Source organism: Streptomyces griseoflavus (genome assembly GCF_014649995.1).
GTDB classification, from domain to species: Bacteria; Actinomycetota; Actinomycetes; order Streptomycetales; family Streptomycetaceae; genus Streptomyces; species Streptomyces griseoflavus.
Genome location: NZ_BMUC01000002.1, coordinates 598,498 through 612,053 on the forward strand (window position 1 = coordinate 598,498; position 13,556 = coordinate 612,053).

The window sequence follows — 13,556 nt, forward strand, 5'->3', positions numbered from 1 at the left end:
CGCGCCGCCCGCCCCACGGGCACCCCATTTCCGCACGCGCGTGTGTCACGGCGTCGCGCGGAAACCCACAGCCTGTGGACAACCGACCGCCACCGGAACCGATCGCGTTAACATGACGAGAAATCGTCCGGTACCCCGAGCGGACTGGAACGGGAAGGTCCCCGTCGCGTGAACACAACCCCACAGCCCGATCCCCGGGACCGCCCCGCGCGGCTCACCGTAGGCGTCGTAGGCGCCGGACGCGTGGGCCCCGCCCTGGCCGCGTCCCTCCAGCTCGCCGGGCACCGCCCGGTGGCCGTCTCCGCCGTCTCCGACGCCTCCCGCAGGCGCGCCGAGCAGATGCTCCCGGACGTGCCCGTGGTCCCGCCCGCCGACGTCCTGCGGCGGTCCGAACTGGTGCTGCTGACCGTCCCGGACGACGCCCTGCCCGAACTGGTCGCCGGACTCGCCGACACCGGCGCGGTACGGCCGGGCCAGCTGCTGGTGCACACCTCGGGCCGGTACGGCGCGAAGGTCCTCGACCCCGCCCGGCGCGCCGGCGCCCTGCCGCTGGCCCTGCACCCGGCGATGACCTTCACCGGCACCCCCGTCGACGTGCAGCGCCTGGCCGGCTGCTCGTTCGGCGTCACCGCCCCCGAGGAGCTGCGGCTGGCCGCCGAGGCCCTCGTCATCGAGATGGGCGGCGAACCGGAGTGGATCGCCGAGCAGAACCGCCCGCTCTACCACGCTGCCCTCGCCCTGGGCGCCAACCACCTGGTCACCCTCGTCGCCCAGTCCATGGAACTGCTGAGCGCCGCCGGTGTCGGGGCACCCGACCGGATGCTCGGCCCGCTGCTCGGCGCCGCCCTGGACAACGCCCTGCGCTCCGGCGACGCGGCCCTCACCGGACCGGTCGCCCGGGGCGACGCGGGCACGGTCGCCGCGCACGTCACCGAGCTGCGCCGGCACGCACCGGGGACCGTCGCCGGCTACCTCGCCATGGCCCGGGCGACCGCCGACCGCGCCCTCGCCCACGGTCTGCTGAAGCCGGAACTCGCCGAGGACCTCCTCGGCGTACTCGCCGGCGGAGCCGACGGCACCAGGGGCACCGACGGAACCGACGGCACCGGCGACGCCCCGGGGGAGAACCGATGAACGGCATCCCCGCCCTCACCACCCACCCCAGCCGTACGACGACGCGCGCGTCCCGGAACGGAGCCCTCCGATGACCGCCACCCTGCTGCGCACCGCCGCCGAACTGCACGCCCGCGCGCGCACCGGCCGCCGCGCGGTCGTGATGACCATGGGCGCGCTGCACGAGGGCCACGCCACGCTGATCCGCGCCGCGCGGGAGATCGCGGGCGCCGACGGCGAGGTGGTGGTGACCGTCTTCGTCAACCCGCTGCAGTTCGGCGCGGGCGAGGACCTGGACCGCTACCCGCGCACCCTGGACGCCGACCTCGAGCTGGCCGGACGCTCCGGCGCGGACGCCGTGTTCGCCCCCGCCGTGGACGAGGTCTACCCCGGCGGCGAACCACAGGTACGGATCACCGCCGGCCCCATGGGCGCGCGCCTGGAGGGCGCCGCCCGCCCCGGCCACTTCGACGGCATGCTCACCGTCGTCGCCAAGCTGCTCCACCTCACCCGCCCCGACACCGCCCTCTACGGACAGAAGGACGCCCAGCAGCTCGCCCTGATCCGCCGCATGGTGCGCGACCTGAACTTCGGCGTGGAGATCGTCGGCGTCGCCACCGTCCGCGAGGAGGACGGGCTCGCCCTGTCCAGCCGCAACCGCTACCTGTCGCCCGCCGAGCGGCGCACCGCGCTCGCCCTGTCCCAGGCCCTGTTCGCCGGACGCGACCGGCACGCGGCCCAGCAGGCGCTGCGCGCGCGTGCCCGCGAGGTGCCCGCCACGCGCGAGCGTGCCGAGGCGCTCAGCGCCATCGGCGAGTCCCGCGCGGCGGCCGACACGCACGCGGTGGCCACCACCGCCGGCGGCCCCGCCGCCATCCGCGCCGCCGCCCGGCTGGTCCTCGACGAGGCCGCCCGCCTCGACCCGCCCCTCGCCCTGGACTACCTGGCCCTGGTCGACCCGGCCGACTTCACCGAGATCGGCGACGGCTTCACCGGCGACGCCGTCCTCGCCGTCGCCGCCCGCGTGGGCGCCACCCGCCTGATCGACAACGTCCCCCTGACCTTCGGAACCTTCGGAGCCGCCTCGTGACCAGCACAGGCATACGACTGCACGCCCCCGCGCCCGGATGGTCCATCGACGCGGACGTCGTGGTCGTCGGCTCCGGCGTCGCGGGCCTCACCGCCGCCCTGCGCTGCGAGGCGGCGGGCCTGACCACGGTGGTCGTCACCAAGGCCCGCCTCGACGACGGTTCCACCCGCTGGGCCCAGGGCGGCATCGCCGCGGCCCTCGGCGAGGGCGACACCCCCGCACAGCACCTGGACGACACCCTGGTCGCCGGGGCCGGCCTGTGCGACGAGGAAGCGGTCCGCATCCTGGTCACCGAGGGCCCCGACGCCGTACGGCGGCTCATCGCGACCGGCGCGCACTTCGACGAGTCGACCGACGGCCGCCTGGAACTCACCCGCGAGGGCGGCCACCACCGCCGCCGCATCGCCCACGCCGGCGGCGACGCCACGGGAGCGGAGATCTCCCGCGCCCTCGTCGAGGCGGTCCGCGCGCGCGGGCTGCGCACCATCGAGAACGCCCTCGTCCTGGACCTCCTCACGGACGCCGCCGGCCGCACCGCCGGCGTCACCCTGCACGTCATGGGCGAGGGCCAGCACGACGGCGTGGGGGCCGTCCACGCGCCCGCCGTGGTCCTCGCCACCGGCGGCATGGGCCAGGTCTTCTCGGCGACCACGAACCCCGCCGTCTCCACCGGCGACGGCGTGGCCCTGGCCCTCCGGGCCGGCGCGGAGGTGAGCGACCTGGAGTTCGTCCAGTTCCACCCCACGGTGCTCTTCCTCGGCGCGGACGCGGAAGGCCAGCAGCCGCTGGTCTCCGAGGCGGTGCGCGGGGAGGGCGCCCACCTGGTGGACGCGGACGGCGTGCGCTTCATGCTGGGGCAGCACGACCTCGCCGAACTCGCCCCGCGCGACATCGTCGCCAAGGGCATCATGCGCCGCATGCGGGAGCGCGACGCCGAGCACATGTACCTCGACGCCCGCCACTTCGGCGCCGAGATGTGGGAGCACCGCTTCCCCACGATCCTCGCGGCCTGCCGTGCGCACGGCATCGACCCGGTCACCGAGCCCGTCCCCGTCGCCCCGGCCGCCCACTACGCCTCCGGCGGCGTCCGCACCGACTCCCGCGGCCGCACCACCGTGCCCGGCCTGTACGCCTGCGGCGAGGTCGCCTGCACCGGCGTGCACGGAGCCAACCGGCTGGCCTCCAACTCCCTCCTCGAAGGCCTGGTGTACGCCGAGCGCATCGCCGCCGACATCGCCCGCACCGGGACCCTCCACCCGCGCGAGCCGCAGCCGCTGCCCGTCACGGAGCGCCCCGCCCACCCCCTCCTCGCCCCGGAGACCCGCTTCACCATCCAGCGGGCCATGACCCGGGGAGCGGGCGTCCTGCGCTCCGCGGCGTCCCTCGCCGAGGCCGCCGACCGCCTCCACCGCCTGCACGCCGAGGCGCGCGACGCCCTCGACGAGAACGGCAAGACGGCCGAACCGGGCGTCGACACGTGGGAGGCCACCAACCTCCTGTGCGTGGCCCGTGTCCTGGTGGCCGCCGCGCAGCGCCGTGAGGAGACCCGCGGCTGCCACTGGCGCGAGGACCGCCCCGAGCGCGACGACACGGTCTGGCGCCGCCACATCGTCGTACGGCTGAATCCGGACCGCTCGCTGGCGGTGCGCACCACCGACACCACAGACTTCCCCCCGACCCTCACCCGGCCCCAGGAGCAGTGACAGCAGTGACCACCCCCGACCTTCCCCTCGTTTCCTCCGGCGGCTGTGGCGACGGCTGTGCCTGCGGCGCCGACGAGGAGACCTACCTGGAGTGCGGCCTCGACCCCGCGCTCGCCCAGCTCCTCGCCGACGCGGGCCTCGACCCCGTCGAGGTCGAGGACATCGCCAACGTGGCGCTCCAGGAGGACCTGGCCCACGGAGTGGACGTGACGACGGTCGCGACCATCCCGCACGACGCCGTCGCCACCGCCGACTTCACCGCCCGGGAGGCCGGCACCGTGGCGGGCCTCAGGGTCGCCGAGGCGGTCATGTCGATCGTCTGCACGGAGGAGTTCGAGGTCGAGCGCCACGTGGAGGACGGCGACCGTGTGGAGGCCGGCCAGGCCCTGCTGTCGATCACCACCCGCACCCGCGACATCCTCACCGCGGAGCGCAGCGCCCTCAACCTCCTGTGCCGCCTCTCGGGCATCGCGACCGCCACCCGCGCCTGGGCGGACACCCTGGAGGGCACCAAGGCGAAGGTCCGCGACACCCGCAAGACCACGCCGGGCCTGCGCAGCCTGGAGAAGTTCGCCGTGCGCTGCGGCGGCGGCGTCAACCACCGCATGTCCCTGTCGGACGCGGCCCTGGTCAAGGACAACCACGTGGTGGCCGCAGGCGGGGTCGCCGAGGCCTTCGCCGCGGTCCGCGAACGCTTCCCCGACGTGCCCGTCGAGGTGGAGGTCGACACCCTGCACCAGCTCCGCGAGGTCCTCGACGCCGGCGCCGACCTGATCCTGCTGGACAACTTCACGCCGGGCGAGTGCGCGGAGGCGGTGGCCGTCGTCGACGGCCGTGCCGCCCTGGAGGCCTCCGGCCGCCTCACGCTCACCAACGCCAAGGCGTACGCCGACACGGGCGTCGACTACCTGGCCGTGGGCGCCCTCACCCACTCCTCGCCGATCCTCGACATCGGCCTCGACCTGCGCGCGGCGGAGTAGGACCGATCATGCTGCTGACGATCGACGTGGGCAACACGCACACCGTCCTGGGCCTGTTCGACGGCGAGGAGATCGTCGAACACTGGCGCATCTCCACCGACGCGCGCCGCACGGCCGACGAGCTCGCGGTCCTCCTCCAGGGCCTCATGGGCATGCACCCGCTGCTCGGCGACGAGCTGGGCGACGGCATCGACGGCATCGCGATCTGCGCGACGGTCCCGTCCGTCCTGCACGAACTGCGCGAGGTCACGCGCCGCTACTACGGGGACGTGCCGGCGGTCCTCGTCGAACCGGGCGTGAAGACGGGCGTCCCGATCCAGTTCGACAACCCCAAGGAGGTCGGCGCCGACCGCATCATCAACGCGGTCGCGGCGAACGAGCTGTACGGCGGACCGGCCATCGTCGTCGACTTCGGTACGGCGACGACGTTCGACGCGGTCTCCGCGCGGGGGGAGTACGTCGGCGGGGTCATCGCCCCCGGCATCGAGATCTCGGTGGAGGCGCTCGGGGTCAAGGCGGCCCAGCTGCGCAAGATCGAGGTGGCCCGGCCCCGGACGGTGATCGGCAAGAACACCGTCGCGGCGATGCAGTCGGGCATCGTGTACGGCTTCGCCGGCCAGGTGGACGGGGTCGTCAACCGCATGGCGCGGGAGCTGGCGGACGATCCCGACGACGTGACGGTGATCGCGACGGGCGGACTGGCGCCGACGGTGCTGGGGGAGAGCTCGGTGATCGACGAGCACGAGCCGTGGCTGACCCTGATCGGCCTCCGCATGGTGTACGAGCGGAACGTGTCCCGCCTGTAGGGGCCGCCGGGGGCAGTGCCCCCGGCCGCCGGGTGCCACCCCGCCCACCTGGGTGGCACCCGGCGCCACACCATCACCCGATACGCCCTGTTTGTCTGATTAGCGCGTATCGTCGCACCATGCCCACGCCCTACGGATCCCGCGGCGGCCTGGCGTTCGGTGCGGAGGAACTGCGCGTGCTCCGCCGCGCCCTCGCCCTCGCCCTGCACCCCACCCCCGCCTCGGCCGACGACGTCCAGGACTGCCTCCGCCTCGCCGACTCCCTCGACGAGGCGACGCGGGAGAGTGCCCGGCTGCGCGCCTTCCTCCTGGCCGACCTAGGCCGTTACCGCGCCGCCCTCCCCGGCACCGCCGCCGGCTACCTCACACTCCTGGAGGAGGCGCTGGGCGCCGGGTACCGCCCGGGCCCCGACGACCTGGCCGCCCTGCGCGCCCTGCGCGGCAACCCCACCGCCGCCGCCCTCCTGCGGCACTGCGGGCGCACCCGCCTCACGGCCCTCCCCGGAGGCCGGGCGGCCGCCACCGCCGCCTCCGGCGAGGACCAGGAGAACGAGCCCGCGGAACGGCCGTCCAGGCCCCACCCGGCACCGAATCCCACCCCCGCTCCCACGCCCGCCCCTCCGCCCGGCACCCCCAAGCCCACCCGCCGCCCCGTCCCCACTCCCGGCGAGGTCTTCCCCCGTCGCAAACCCACCCCGCCCCCGCCCGGCCGGCACCTGGCCGCGGGCTGACGGCCCGGGCTGGCTACCCTGGTGTCATGGACTACGTCTCCGCGCTCCTCCCCCCGGCCGTCATGGCCGTCCTCTTCATCAGCGTCATCCGAGTGATCGTGAAGACTCAGGGCGGCGCCAACAAGACGAAGGAGGACGCCGCCGTCGACGCGGCCCTCACCAGGGTGGAGGGCGCGAGCCCCGCCCCCAGGTCCGAGGCCTGACGCCTCCCCACGGCCCTCGCGGCCGCCCGACGCCGCCGCACTCCCAGGGCGTACGACTCCCACTCGTGCGCCCTGTTCGCGCGCGTTCGCCACGTCGCGGCCCCTCCGGCACGCCGTGACGGAGTTCTCCCACTATTGTCTGAGTTGTGCCTCGCCCCCTGGGAGAACTCGAAGACGCGGTCATGACGCGGGTGTGGAAGTGGAACCGCCCGGTGACCGTTCGGGAAGTCCTGGAAGATCTCCAGAAGGAGCGGTCCATCGCGTACACCACGGTGATGACCGTCCTGGACAATCTCCATCAGAAGGGCTGGGTGCGCCGGGAAGCCGAAGGCCGGGCCTATCGATATGAGGCGGTCTCCACTCGCGCCGCCTACGCCGCCGCGCTGATGAACGAGGCGTGGTCGCAGAGCGACAACGCCGCGGCCGCTCTCGTCGCCTTCTTCGGCATGATGAGCGAGGAACAGCGCCAGGCTCTCACCGACGCGGTACGGATCGTCCAGCTCCCGGAAACCGGCACCGACGAGAACCCCGGCTCCGCCGAGGACCGCGGCGGGCGATAGCGTCCGCTCATGTCAGCAGACAGCCCCGAAGCCACCGCAAATGCCATCACGGTCCGCCGGGCCCGCACCAGCGATGTACAGGCCGTGCGCCGTCTCCTTGACGCCTACGTCCGCGGGAGCATCCTGCTCGACAAAGCGACCGTGACGCTTTACGAGGACATCCAGGAGTTCTGGGTCGCGGAACGGGACGACAACGCGGAGGTGGTCGGCTGCGGCGCCCTGCACGTGATGTGGGAAGACCTCGCGGAAGTCCGCACTCTCGCCGTGAAGCCGGGCCTGAAGGGCTCCGGCGTCGGACACCGGTTGCTGGAGAAGTTGCTGGAGACGGCCCGCTGGCTCGGTGTTCGGCGCGTATTCTGCCTGACCTTCGAAGTGGACTTCTTCGGCAAGCACGGCTTCGTGGAGATCGGTGAGACCCCGGTCGACACCGATGTGTACGCGGAGCTGCTGCGTTCCTATGACGAGGGCGTCGCGGAGTTCCTCGGTCTCGAACGCGTGAAACCGAACACCTTGGGCAACAGCCGGATGCTTCTGCATCTGTGATCGCCGGACGATTCCGCACGGCACCCCATGACGCGGGCCCCTATGTCCGAAACGCGCATGTTTCCGAACCCGCTGCGGGCTCCGGGTCTCTCCCAGGGGTTTGTGTTTTTACGGCAAAAGCGGTTTGCTTTCCGGAGTACTGCAGTACTGCATATACAAGGGACGGCGATACGGCGGACGCCGCCACACTCCGGACCCTCAGGTTTTCGATGAAAGGAAATCCGGTGGCACAGAAGGTTCAGGTCCTTCTTGTCGACGACCTCGACGGCGGCGAGGCGGACGAGACCGTGACGTTCGCGTTGGACGGCAAGACATACGAGATCGATCTCACCACCGCCAATGCGGACAAGCTCCGTGGCCTTCTCGACCCTTACGTGAAGGGTGGTCGCCGCACCGGGGGCCGCGCTTCGGGCGGCCGTGGAAAGGCGCGTGCTTCTTCCGGTGGCAGCCAGGACACCGCGGCCATCCGCGCCTGGGCGAAGGAGAACGGATACGAGGTCAACGACCGCGGCCGTGTTCCGGCGTCCATCCGCGAGGCCTACGAAAAGGCCAACGGCTGACCGTCGGTCTTTACGGCGGCGGCCGCGCACGCGCGCCGCAGCCGAACCCGGTGGATCTGTGTCGCCACGGTGTTCACCAGCCGCACGAGATCCGGGGGGCCGGCACCGTTCCCCCCGGCGCCGCTCGCGCCCATCGCCGACAGCGTCGGCAGCGAGGCCCCGGCCTCGCGTTCCGGCCCGGGGGGCCGCAGCCACACGGCGGCCCCCTGCGAACCGTCCCCCGCACGTGCCCACGCGTCCCACGCGTCCTGCGCGTCCCGCAGGGCCCGGGCGTCCCGCGCGGTGTCCGTACCCGCCCGCGCCCGCGCGCCTGCCCCGACGCCCCCACGGGGCGGCCCGACGGGCCTGGGCGCCTCCATGCGGCCCCCCGCCCCGACCGCCGTCAGGTCCAGGTCCGGCGGTGCGCCCCAGTCCAGCCACTCGAGCAGCCCGGGCAGCTCCTCCGCGCTGCCCGCGGCCACCAGCAGCCGCATCCGGTCGCCGGACAGGGCCACCGGGAAACCCCGCCCGTGGCGTCCCAGGCGTGCCAGCGCCGCCTTGCCCGCCTCGGCGGGCACGTCGAGGACGTCGAAGCGCACCCCCACCACCAGCCGCACCGGGTTCCCGGGCACCGTGGGCCAGCCCAGCACGTTCTCGTACCAGAGCCCGAGCGCGTCGCCGGGCGCGGTGAGCGGCCGACGGGGCGGGGGGACGTCGGCGGAAGCGAAGCCGGCCATGCCCGCGCAACCGCGCGGAGGGCCGTCGGGTTACGCTGGGTGCGCGGACGTGTGCGCAGGGTGTCGAACAGGGGGGCGCGCGGGAGTGGGGGGAGGCGCAAGGTTGTTCGCCCGTAGCGGAGGGAACCCGTGCACTCGGCATGGACTGTCGGTAGCAGCGGGTAAGACATCCCTAGTGAGAGGGGGCGACACGGAGGCCGGCGCCTGCCCCGTTCGCCATGGGCGTACTGGCGATGGGGGTAACTGCCTGGCCTGCGGGAACATCGTCTCGCACCATCGGGTTGGAGCAGATGTCGGCGTGAGCGGGGTCAGGAGGCCATCGACGGTGTCGGCAGTTGGAATGAGCGGTCCCCGCTTGCGGGACTAAGCTGCGGAAGGACAGGGAGGGGAAGTTCCCCCCACTGCCTGACCGCTCTGAGGAGCGATTAACGATGTTCGAGAGGTTCACCGACCGCGCGCGGCGGGTTGTCGTCCTGGCTCAGGAAGAAGCCCGGATGCTCAACCACAACTACATCGGCACCGAGCACATCCTCCTGGGCCTGATCCACGAGGGTGAGGGTGTCGCCGCCAAGGCCCTTGAGAGCCTCGGGATTTCGCTCGAGGCGGTCCGCCAGCAGGTGGAGGAGATCATCGGGCAGGGCCAGCAGGCCCCGTCGGGTCACATTCCCTTCACCCCCCGTGCCAAGAAGGTCCTGGAGCTGTCGCTCCGCGAGGCCCTTCAGCTGGGCCACAACTACATCGGCACGGAGCACATCCTGCTCGGCCTGATCCGTGAGGGCGAGGGCGTCGCCGCCCAGGTCCTGGTCAAGCTGGGCGCCGATCTGAACCGGGTGCGGCAGCAGGTCATCCAGCTGCTCTCCGGTTACCAGGGCAAGGAGACCGCCACCGCCGGCGGTCCTGCCGAGGGCACCCCCTCCACGTCCCTGGTCCTCGACCAGTTCGGCCGGAACCTCACCCAGGCCGCTCGTGAGTCCAAGCTCGACCCGGTCATCGGGCGCGAGAAGGAGATCGAGCGGGTCATGCAGGTGCTGTCCCGCCGTACCAAGAACAACCCGGTGCTGATCGGTGAGCCCGGCGTCGGCAAGACCGCCGTCGTCGAGGGCCTCGCCCAGGCCATCGTCAAGGGCGAGGTGCCCGAGACCCTCAAGGACAAGCACCTCTACACCCTGGACCTCGGTGCCCTGGTCGCCGGCTCCCGCTACCGCGGTGACTTCGAGGAGCGCCTGAAGAAGGTGCTCAAGGAGATCCGCACCCGCGGCGACATCATCCTGTTCATCGACGAGCTGCACACGCTGGTCGGTGCGGGTGCCGCCGAGGGCGCCATCGACGCCGCTTCCATTCTGAAGCCGATGCTGGCCCGCGGTGAGCTGCAGACCATCGGTGCGACCACGCTGGACGAGTACCGCAAGCACCTGGAGAAGGACGCGGCCCTGGAGCGCCGCTTCCAGCCCATCCAGGTCGCCGAGCCGTCCCTGCCGCACACGATCGAGATCCTCAAGGGCCTGCGCGACCGCTACGAGGCGCACCACCGCGTCTCCATCACGGACGAGGCGCTGGTCCAGGCCGCCACCCTGGCCGACCGCTACATCTCGGACCGCTTCCTGCCGGACAAGGCGATCGACCTGATCGACGAGGCCGGTTCCCGGATGCGCATCCGCCGGATGACCGCGCCGCCGGACCTGCGCGAGTTCGACGAGAAGATCGCCGGTGTCCGCCGGGACAAGGAGTCCGCGATCGACTCGCAGGACTTCGAGAAGGCCGCCTCGCTGCGCGACAAGGAGAAGCAGCTCCTCGCCGCCAAGGCGAAGCGGGAGAAGGAGTGGAAGGCCGGTGACATGGACGTCGTCGCGGAGGTCGACGGCGATCTGATCGCCGAGGTCCTCGCGACCGCCACCGGCATCCCGGTCTTCAAGCTCACCGAGGAGGAGTCCAGCCGACTGCTCCGCATGGAGGACGAGCTGCACAAGCGGGTCATCGGCCAGAACGACGCCGTCAAGGCGCTGTCGAAGGCGATCCGCCGTACCCGTGCGGGTCTGAAGGACCCGAAGCGCCCGGGTGGCTCGTTCATCTTCGCCGGCCCGTCCGGTGTCGGTAAGACGGAGCTGTCCAAGGCCCTCGCCGAGTTCCTCTTCGGTGACGAGGACGCGCTGATCTCCCTCGACATGTCGGAGTTCAGCGAGAAGCACACGGTCTCGCGTCTCTTCGGTTCGCCCCCCGGCTACGTGGGCTACGAGGAGGGCGGCCAGCTGACGGAGAAGGTGCGCCGCAAGCCGTTCTCGGTCGTCCTCTTCGACGAGGTCGAGAAGGCCCACCCGGACATCTTCAACTCGCTGCTGCAGATCCTGGAGGACGGTCGCCTGACCGACTCCCAGGGCCGGGTCGTGGACTTCAAGAACACGGTCATCATCATGACGACCAACCTCGGTACCCGGGACATCTCCAAGGGCTTCAACCTGGGCTTCGCCGCCGCGGGTGACACGAAGACCAACTACGACCGGATGAAGAACAAGGTCCAGGACGAGCTCAAGCAGCACTTCCGGCCCGAGTTCCTCAACCGTGTCGACGACGTGGTGGTCTTCCCGCAGCTCAGCCAGGAGGACATCCTGCGGATCGTCGACCTGATGATCGACAAGGTGGACGAGCGCCTCAAGGACCGGGACATGGGCATCGAGCTCTCCCAGTCCGCCAAGGAACTGCTGTCCAAGCGGGGCTACGACCCCGTCCTGGGTGCCCGGCCGCTGCGCCGGACCATCCAGCGGGAGATCGAGGACTCGCTGTCGGAGAAGATCCTCTTCGGCGAGCTGCGCCCCGGTCACATCGTGGTCGTGGACACCGAGGGCGAGGGCGAGTCCGCCACCTTCACCTTCCGCGGTGAGGAGAAGTCGGCCCTGCCCGACGTTCCGCCGATCGAGCAGGCGGCCGGCGGTGCCGGCCCGAACCTGAGCAAGGACGCGTAGCCGTCGCGCTCGGCCCGAACGGGAAACAGGGGTCTGCCCCGGGACACACGTCCCGGGGCAGACCCCTTTCCGCTGCCGCGGGACGGGTTCAGGAGAGCCGGCCGCCGTAGTCCGGCAGCTTGAAGGTCTTCTCGGCGTGGCCGCCGGACAGGTCGGTGGGGCTGTTCCCGATGTTGGCGATGATCGTGTAGCCCTTCCGCTCGATGGCGACCCGCTGGGCCGTCTTGTACTCGGCGACGTTCCTGAACAGGTCGAGGAAGCCGCGGACGTACAGGCCGGAGGACTCGTAGCCGGCCTGGTCGAGGTTCCACTCGGTGGGCGCGTGGATGATGCCGGGCCGGGCGGTCACGAAGAACAGGTCCACACCGCGCTCCTCGGCGTACCGGGCGACCTCCAGGACCGGCTCGTTGGCCGGCTGGGGGAAGCTGAAGCCGAAGTCGGTCTCCAGGGCGGTGTTGTCGATGTCGAGGACGATGGCCTGCTTCTCGCCCGGCCGGGTGTCCGCGATCCGTTGCCTCAGATAGGGCAGGGCCTGGTCCATGACCGCCTGGCAGTCCCGCTGCCACGTGTCGTAGTCGACGGCGGCGGCAGCGGCCGGGGCCGCGGTGGCGGCCGCGGGGGAGCCCATAGGTGTCGAGGCATCGGCCGGTGCGGCCAGGGCCACCAGTGCGGTCGCGGAGACGGCGGTCACCGATACGCGGCGCAACCAGGAGTGTCGGCTTCTCATGTCGTGGGGGTCCTCTCACGTCCGTGACGCGGGCCAACATGTCGTGAGCATGTTCGTGTGCGAGGGTGACGCGAGGTGAACCGTAGGGTTACCGGGCGGTAGGCGCCTAGAGGCGTGCGCCACATTTCTGAAGCGGCACATGCCGCTGCCCGGTGACATGCTGCACAGGCGTGATGTCCGGTACTACCCGGAATAGTGAGAAGACGCCGGAAACCGAATCGGATATTCGGCTCGGCAGGGTGATCGATCGGCCAGAAATGGGGGTTTCGTCCGCTAAAAGACCTCTGTCAAGAGACGTGCATCTCACGCCCGTTCTACGAGGTTCCGTCGTAGATCACACTATTGCGGCTTTTCGGGCGGAAGGGTTACCACTGAATGGCCACCGCGGCGCGGTCCTGTGCGTCGGGTGGTTTTCGACTGTTCCCTTCCTGATGAGGTTTCGATGTTCGAGCGCGTCACGTCCCGTTCCTCCCGTACGTCCCTGATCCGCACCCGCGTGGCCGTGCTGGCCGCCGGCCTGGGGGCCTCGGTCGCACTGGGAGCCGGGGTCGCGGTCGCCGCCGACACCACGGCCGCATCCGGTGCCGCCGACGCCGCCAGTGCGGTTCAGGCGCAGGCCGCCGCCCAGGCGGAGGCCGCGAAGACGCAGGCCGCCAAGGCCGAGAAGGCCGCCGAGGCGAAGAAGGCCGCGGCCGAGAAGGCCGCGCAGGCCAAGAAGGCAGCCAAGGCCGCCGCCAAGAAGAAGCAGGCGTCCTGGGTCTCCCCGGTGAAGAGCTACCAGCTCTCGGCGAGCTACGCCGCCAACGGCGGCATGTGGGCCTCCAAGCACTCCGGCCAGGACTACGCCGTCCCGACCGGCACCCCGGT

At 71.7% G+C, this 13,556-nt stretch carries 13 protein-coding genes and 1 pseudogene; 12 read left to right on the forward strand and 2 right to left on the reverse strand.

From position 1 onward, the window contains the following. Window positions 1–168 precede the first annotated feature (168 nt). From IE172_RS08540 to IE172_RS08585, 10 genes are all read left to right on the forward strand, one after another. Window positions 169–1,134 carry a Rossmann-like and DUF2520 domain-containing protein gene (locus tag IE172_RS08540; RefSeq protein WP_190096466.1) on the forward strand — a complete coding sequence of 322 codons (966 nt, stop codon included), beginning with the start codon at window positions 169–171 and terminating at the stop codon, window positions 1,132–1,134. Between the two features lie 70 nt (window positions 1,135–1,204). Next, window positions 1,205–2,203, forward strand: coding sequence for a pantoate--beta-alanine ligase (gene panC / locus IE172_RS08545; protein WP_190096467.1), 999 nt, complete (start codon window positions 1,205–1,207; stop codon window positions 2,201–2,203). Continuing rightward, window positions 2,200–3,906 carry an L-aspartate oxidase gene (locus tag IE172_RS08550; RefSeq protein WP_190096468.1) on the forward strand — a complete coding sequence of 569 codons (1,707 nt, stop codon included), beginning with the start codon at window positions 2,200–2,202 and terminating at the stop codon, window positions 3,904–3,906. Before panC ends, IE172_RS08550 begins: the two co-directional genes overlap by 4 nt. Before the next feature lie 5 nt (window positions 3,907–3,911). Further along, window positions 3,912–4,886, forward strand: coding sequence for a carboxylating nicotinate-nucleotide diphosphorylase (gene nadC / locus IE172_RS08555; RefSeq protein WP_190096469.1), 975 nt, complete (start codon window positions 3,912–3,914; stop codon window positions 4,884–4,886). An 8-nt stretch (window positions 4,887–4,894) separates the two neighbouring features. Beyond that, on the forward strand, window positions 4,895–5,692 hold the full coding sequence (locus tag IE172_RS08560; RefSeq protein WP_190096470.1) for a type III pantothenate kinase: 798 nt from the start codon (window positions 4,895–4,897) through the stop codon (window positions 5,690–5,692). Window positions 5,693–5,811: 119 nt separating this feature from the next. Continuing rightward, window positions 5,812–6,423 carry a hypothetical protein gene (locus tag IE172_RS08565; protein WP_190096471.1) on the forward strand — a complete coding sequence of 204 codons (612 nt, stop codon included), beginning with the start codon at window positions 5,812–5,814 and terminating at the stop codon, window positions 6,421–6,423. A 26-nt stretch (window positions 6,424–6,449) separates the two neighbouring features. Next, on the forward strand, window positions 6,450–6,626 hold the full coding sequence (locus IE172_RS08570) for a hypothetical protein (protein WP_190096472.1): 177 nt from the start codon (window positions 6,450–6,452) through the stop codon (window positions 6,624–6,626). A gap of 158 nt (window positions 6,627–6,784) precedes the next feature. Then, entirely contained in the window at window positions 6,785–7,186 is a 402-nt protein-coding gene (locus IE172_RS08575) for a BlaI/MecI/CopY family transcriptional regulator (protein WP_190096523.1), read from the forward strand. Window positions 7,187–7,195: 9 nt separating this feature from the next. Further along, a complete protein-coding gene (locus IE172_RS08580) occupies window positions 7,196–7,729 on the forward strand; it encodes an amino-acid N-acetyltransferase (protein ID WP_190096473.1) in 534 nt (177 codons plus the stop codon). A 224-nt stretch (window positions 7,730–7,953) separates the two neighbouring features. Further along, window positions 7,954–8,289, forward strand: a complete 336-nt coding sequence (locus IE172_RS08585; protein WP_004928054.1) for a histone-like nucleoid-structuring protein Lsr2 — start codon at window positions 7,954–7,956, stop codon at window positions 8,287–8,289. On the opposite strand, the gene IE172_RS08590 is transcribed toward IE172_RS08585, so the two are convergent. Then, entirely contained in the window at window positions 8,268–9,005 is a 738-nt protein-coding gene (locus IE172_RS08590; protein ID WP_190096474.1) for an SCO3374 family protein, read from the reverse strand. The two genes, IE172_RS08585 and IE172_RS08590, sit on opposite strands and share 22 nt — an antisense overlap. A gap of 431 nt (window positions 9,006–9,436) precedes the next feature. Between IE172_RS08590 and IE172_RS08595 the strand changes: the two genes are divergently transcribed. Then, complete coding sequence (locus IE172_RS08595; protein ID WP_190096475.1) at window positions 9,437–11,962, forward strand: ATP-dependent Clp protease ATP-binding subunit; 2,526 nt, start codon at window positions 9,437–9,439, stop codon at window positions 11,960–11,962. Window positions 11,963–12,050: 88 nt separating this feature from the next. Here the strand turns inward: IE172_RS08595 and IE172_RS08600 are convergent, their stop codons facing one another. Beyond that, a complete protein-coding gene (locus IE172_RS08600) occupies window positions 12,051–12,689 on the reverse strand; it encodes an HAD family acid phosphatase (protein ID WP_190096476.1) in 639 nt (212 codons plus the stop codon). A gap of 442 nt (window positions 12,690–13,131) precedes the next feature. On the opposite strand from IE172_RS08600, the pseudogene IE172_RS08605 reads away from it, so the two are divergent. After that, window positions 13,132–13,556 (forward strand): annotated as a pseudogene (locus IE172_RS08605) (M23 family metallopeptidase); the annotation flags it as partial.

What these genes read in the sequence shown, in the direction of transcription:
- IE172_RS08595 (WP_190096475.1), top strand. Translation starts at nt 9,437, where the DNA reads ATGTTCGAGAGGTTCACCGACCGCGCGCGGCGGGTTGTCGTCCTGGCT.
- IE172_RS08590 (WP_190096474.1), bottom strand. Translation starts at nt 9,005, where the DNA reads ATGGCCGGCTTCGCTTCCGCCGACGTCCCCCCGCCCCGTCGGCCGCTC.
- panC (WP_190096467.1), top strand. Translation starts at nt 1,205, where the DNA reads ATGACCGCCACCCTGCTGCGCACCGCCGCCGAACTGCACGCCCGCGCG.
- IE172_RS08580 (WP_190096473.1), top strand. Translation starts at nt 7,196, where the DNA reads ATGTCAGCAGACAGCCCCGAAGCCACCGCAAATGCCATCACGGTCCGC.
- IE172_RS08560 (WP_190096470.1), top strand. Translation starts at nt 4,895, where the DNA reads ATGCTGCTGACGATCGACGTGGGCAACACGCACACCGTCCTGGGCCTG.
- IE172_RS08600 (WP_190096476.1), bottom strand. Translation starts at nt 12,689, where the DNA reads ATGAGAAGCCGACACTCCTGGTTGCGCCGCGTATCGGTGACCGCCGTC.
- IE172_RS08565 (WP_190096471.1), top strand. Translation starts at nt 5,812, where the DNA reads ATGCCCACGCCCTACGGATCCCGCGGCGGCCTGGCGTTCGGTGCGGAG.
- IE172_RS08570 (WP_190096472.1), top strand. Translation starts at nt 6,450, where the DNA reads ATGGACTACGTCTCCGCGCTCCTCCCCCCGGCCGTCATGGCCGTCCTC.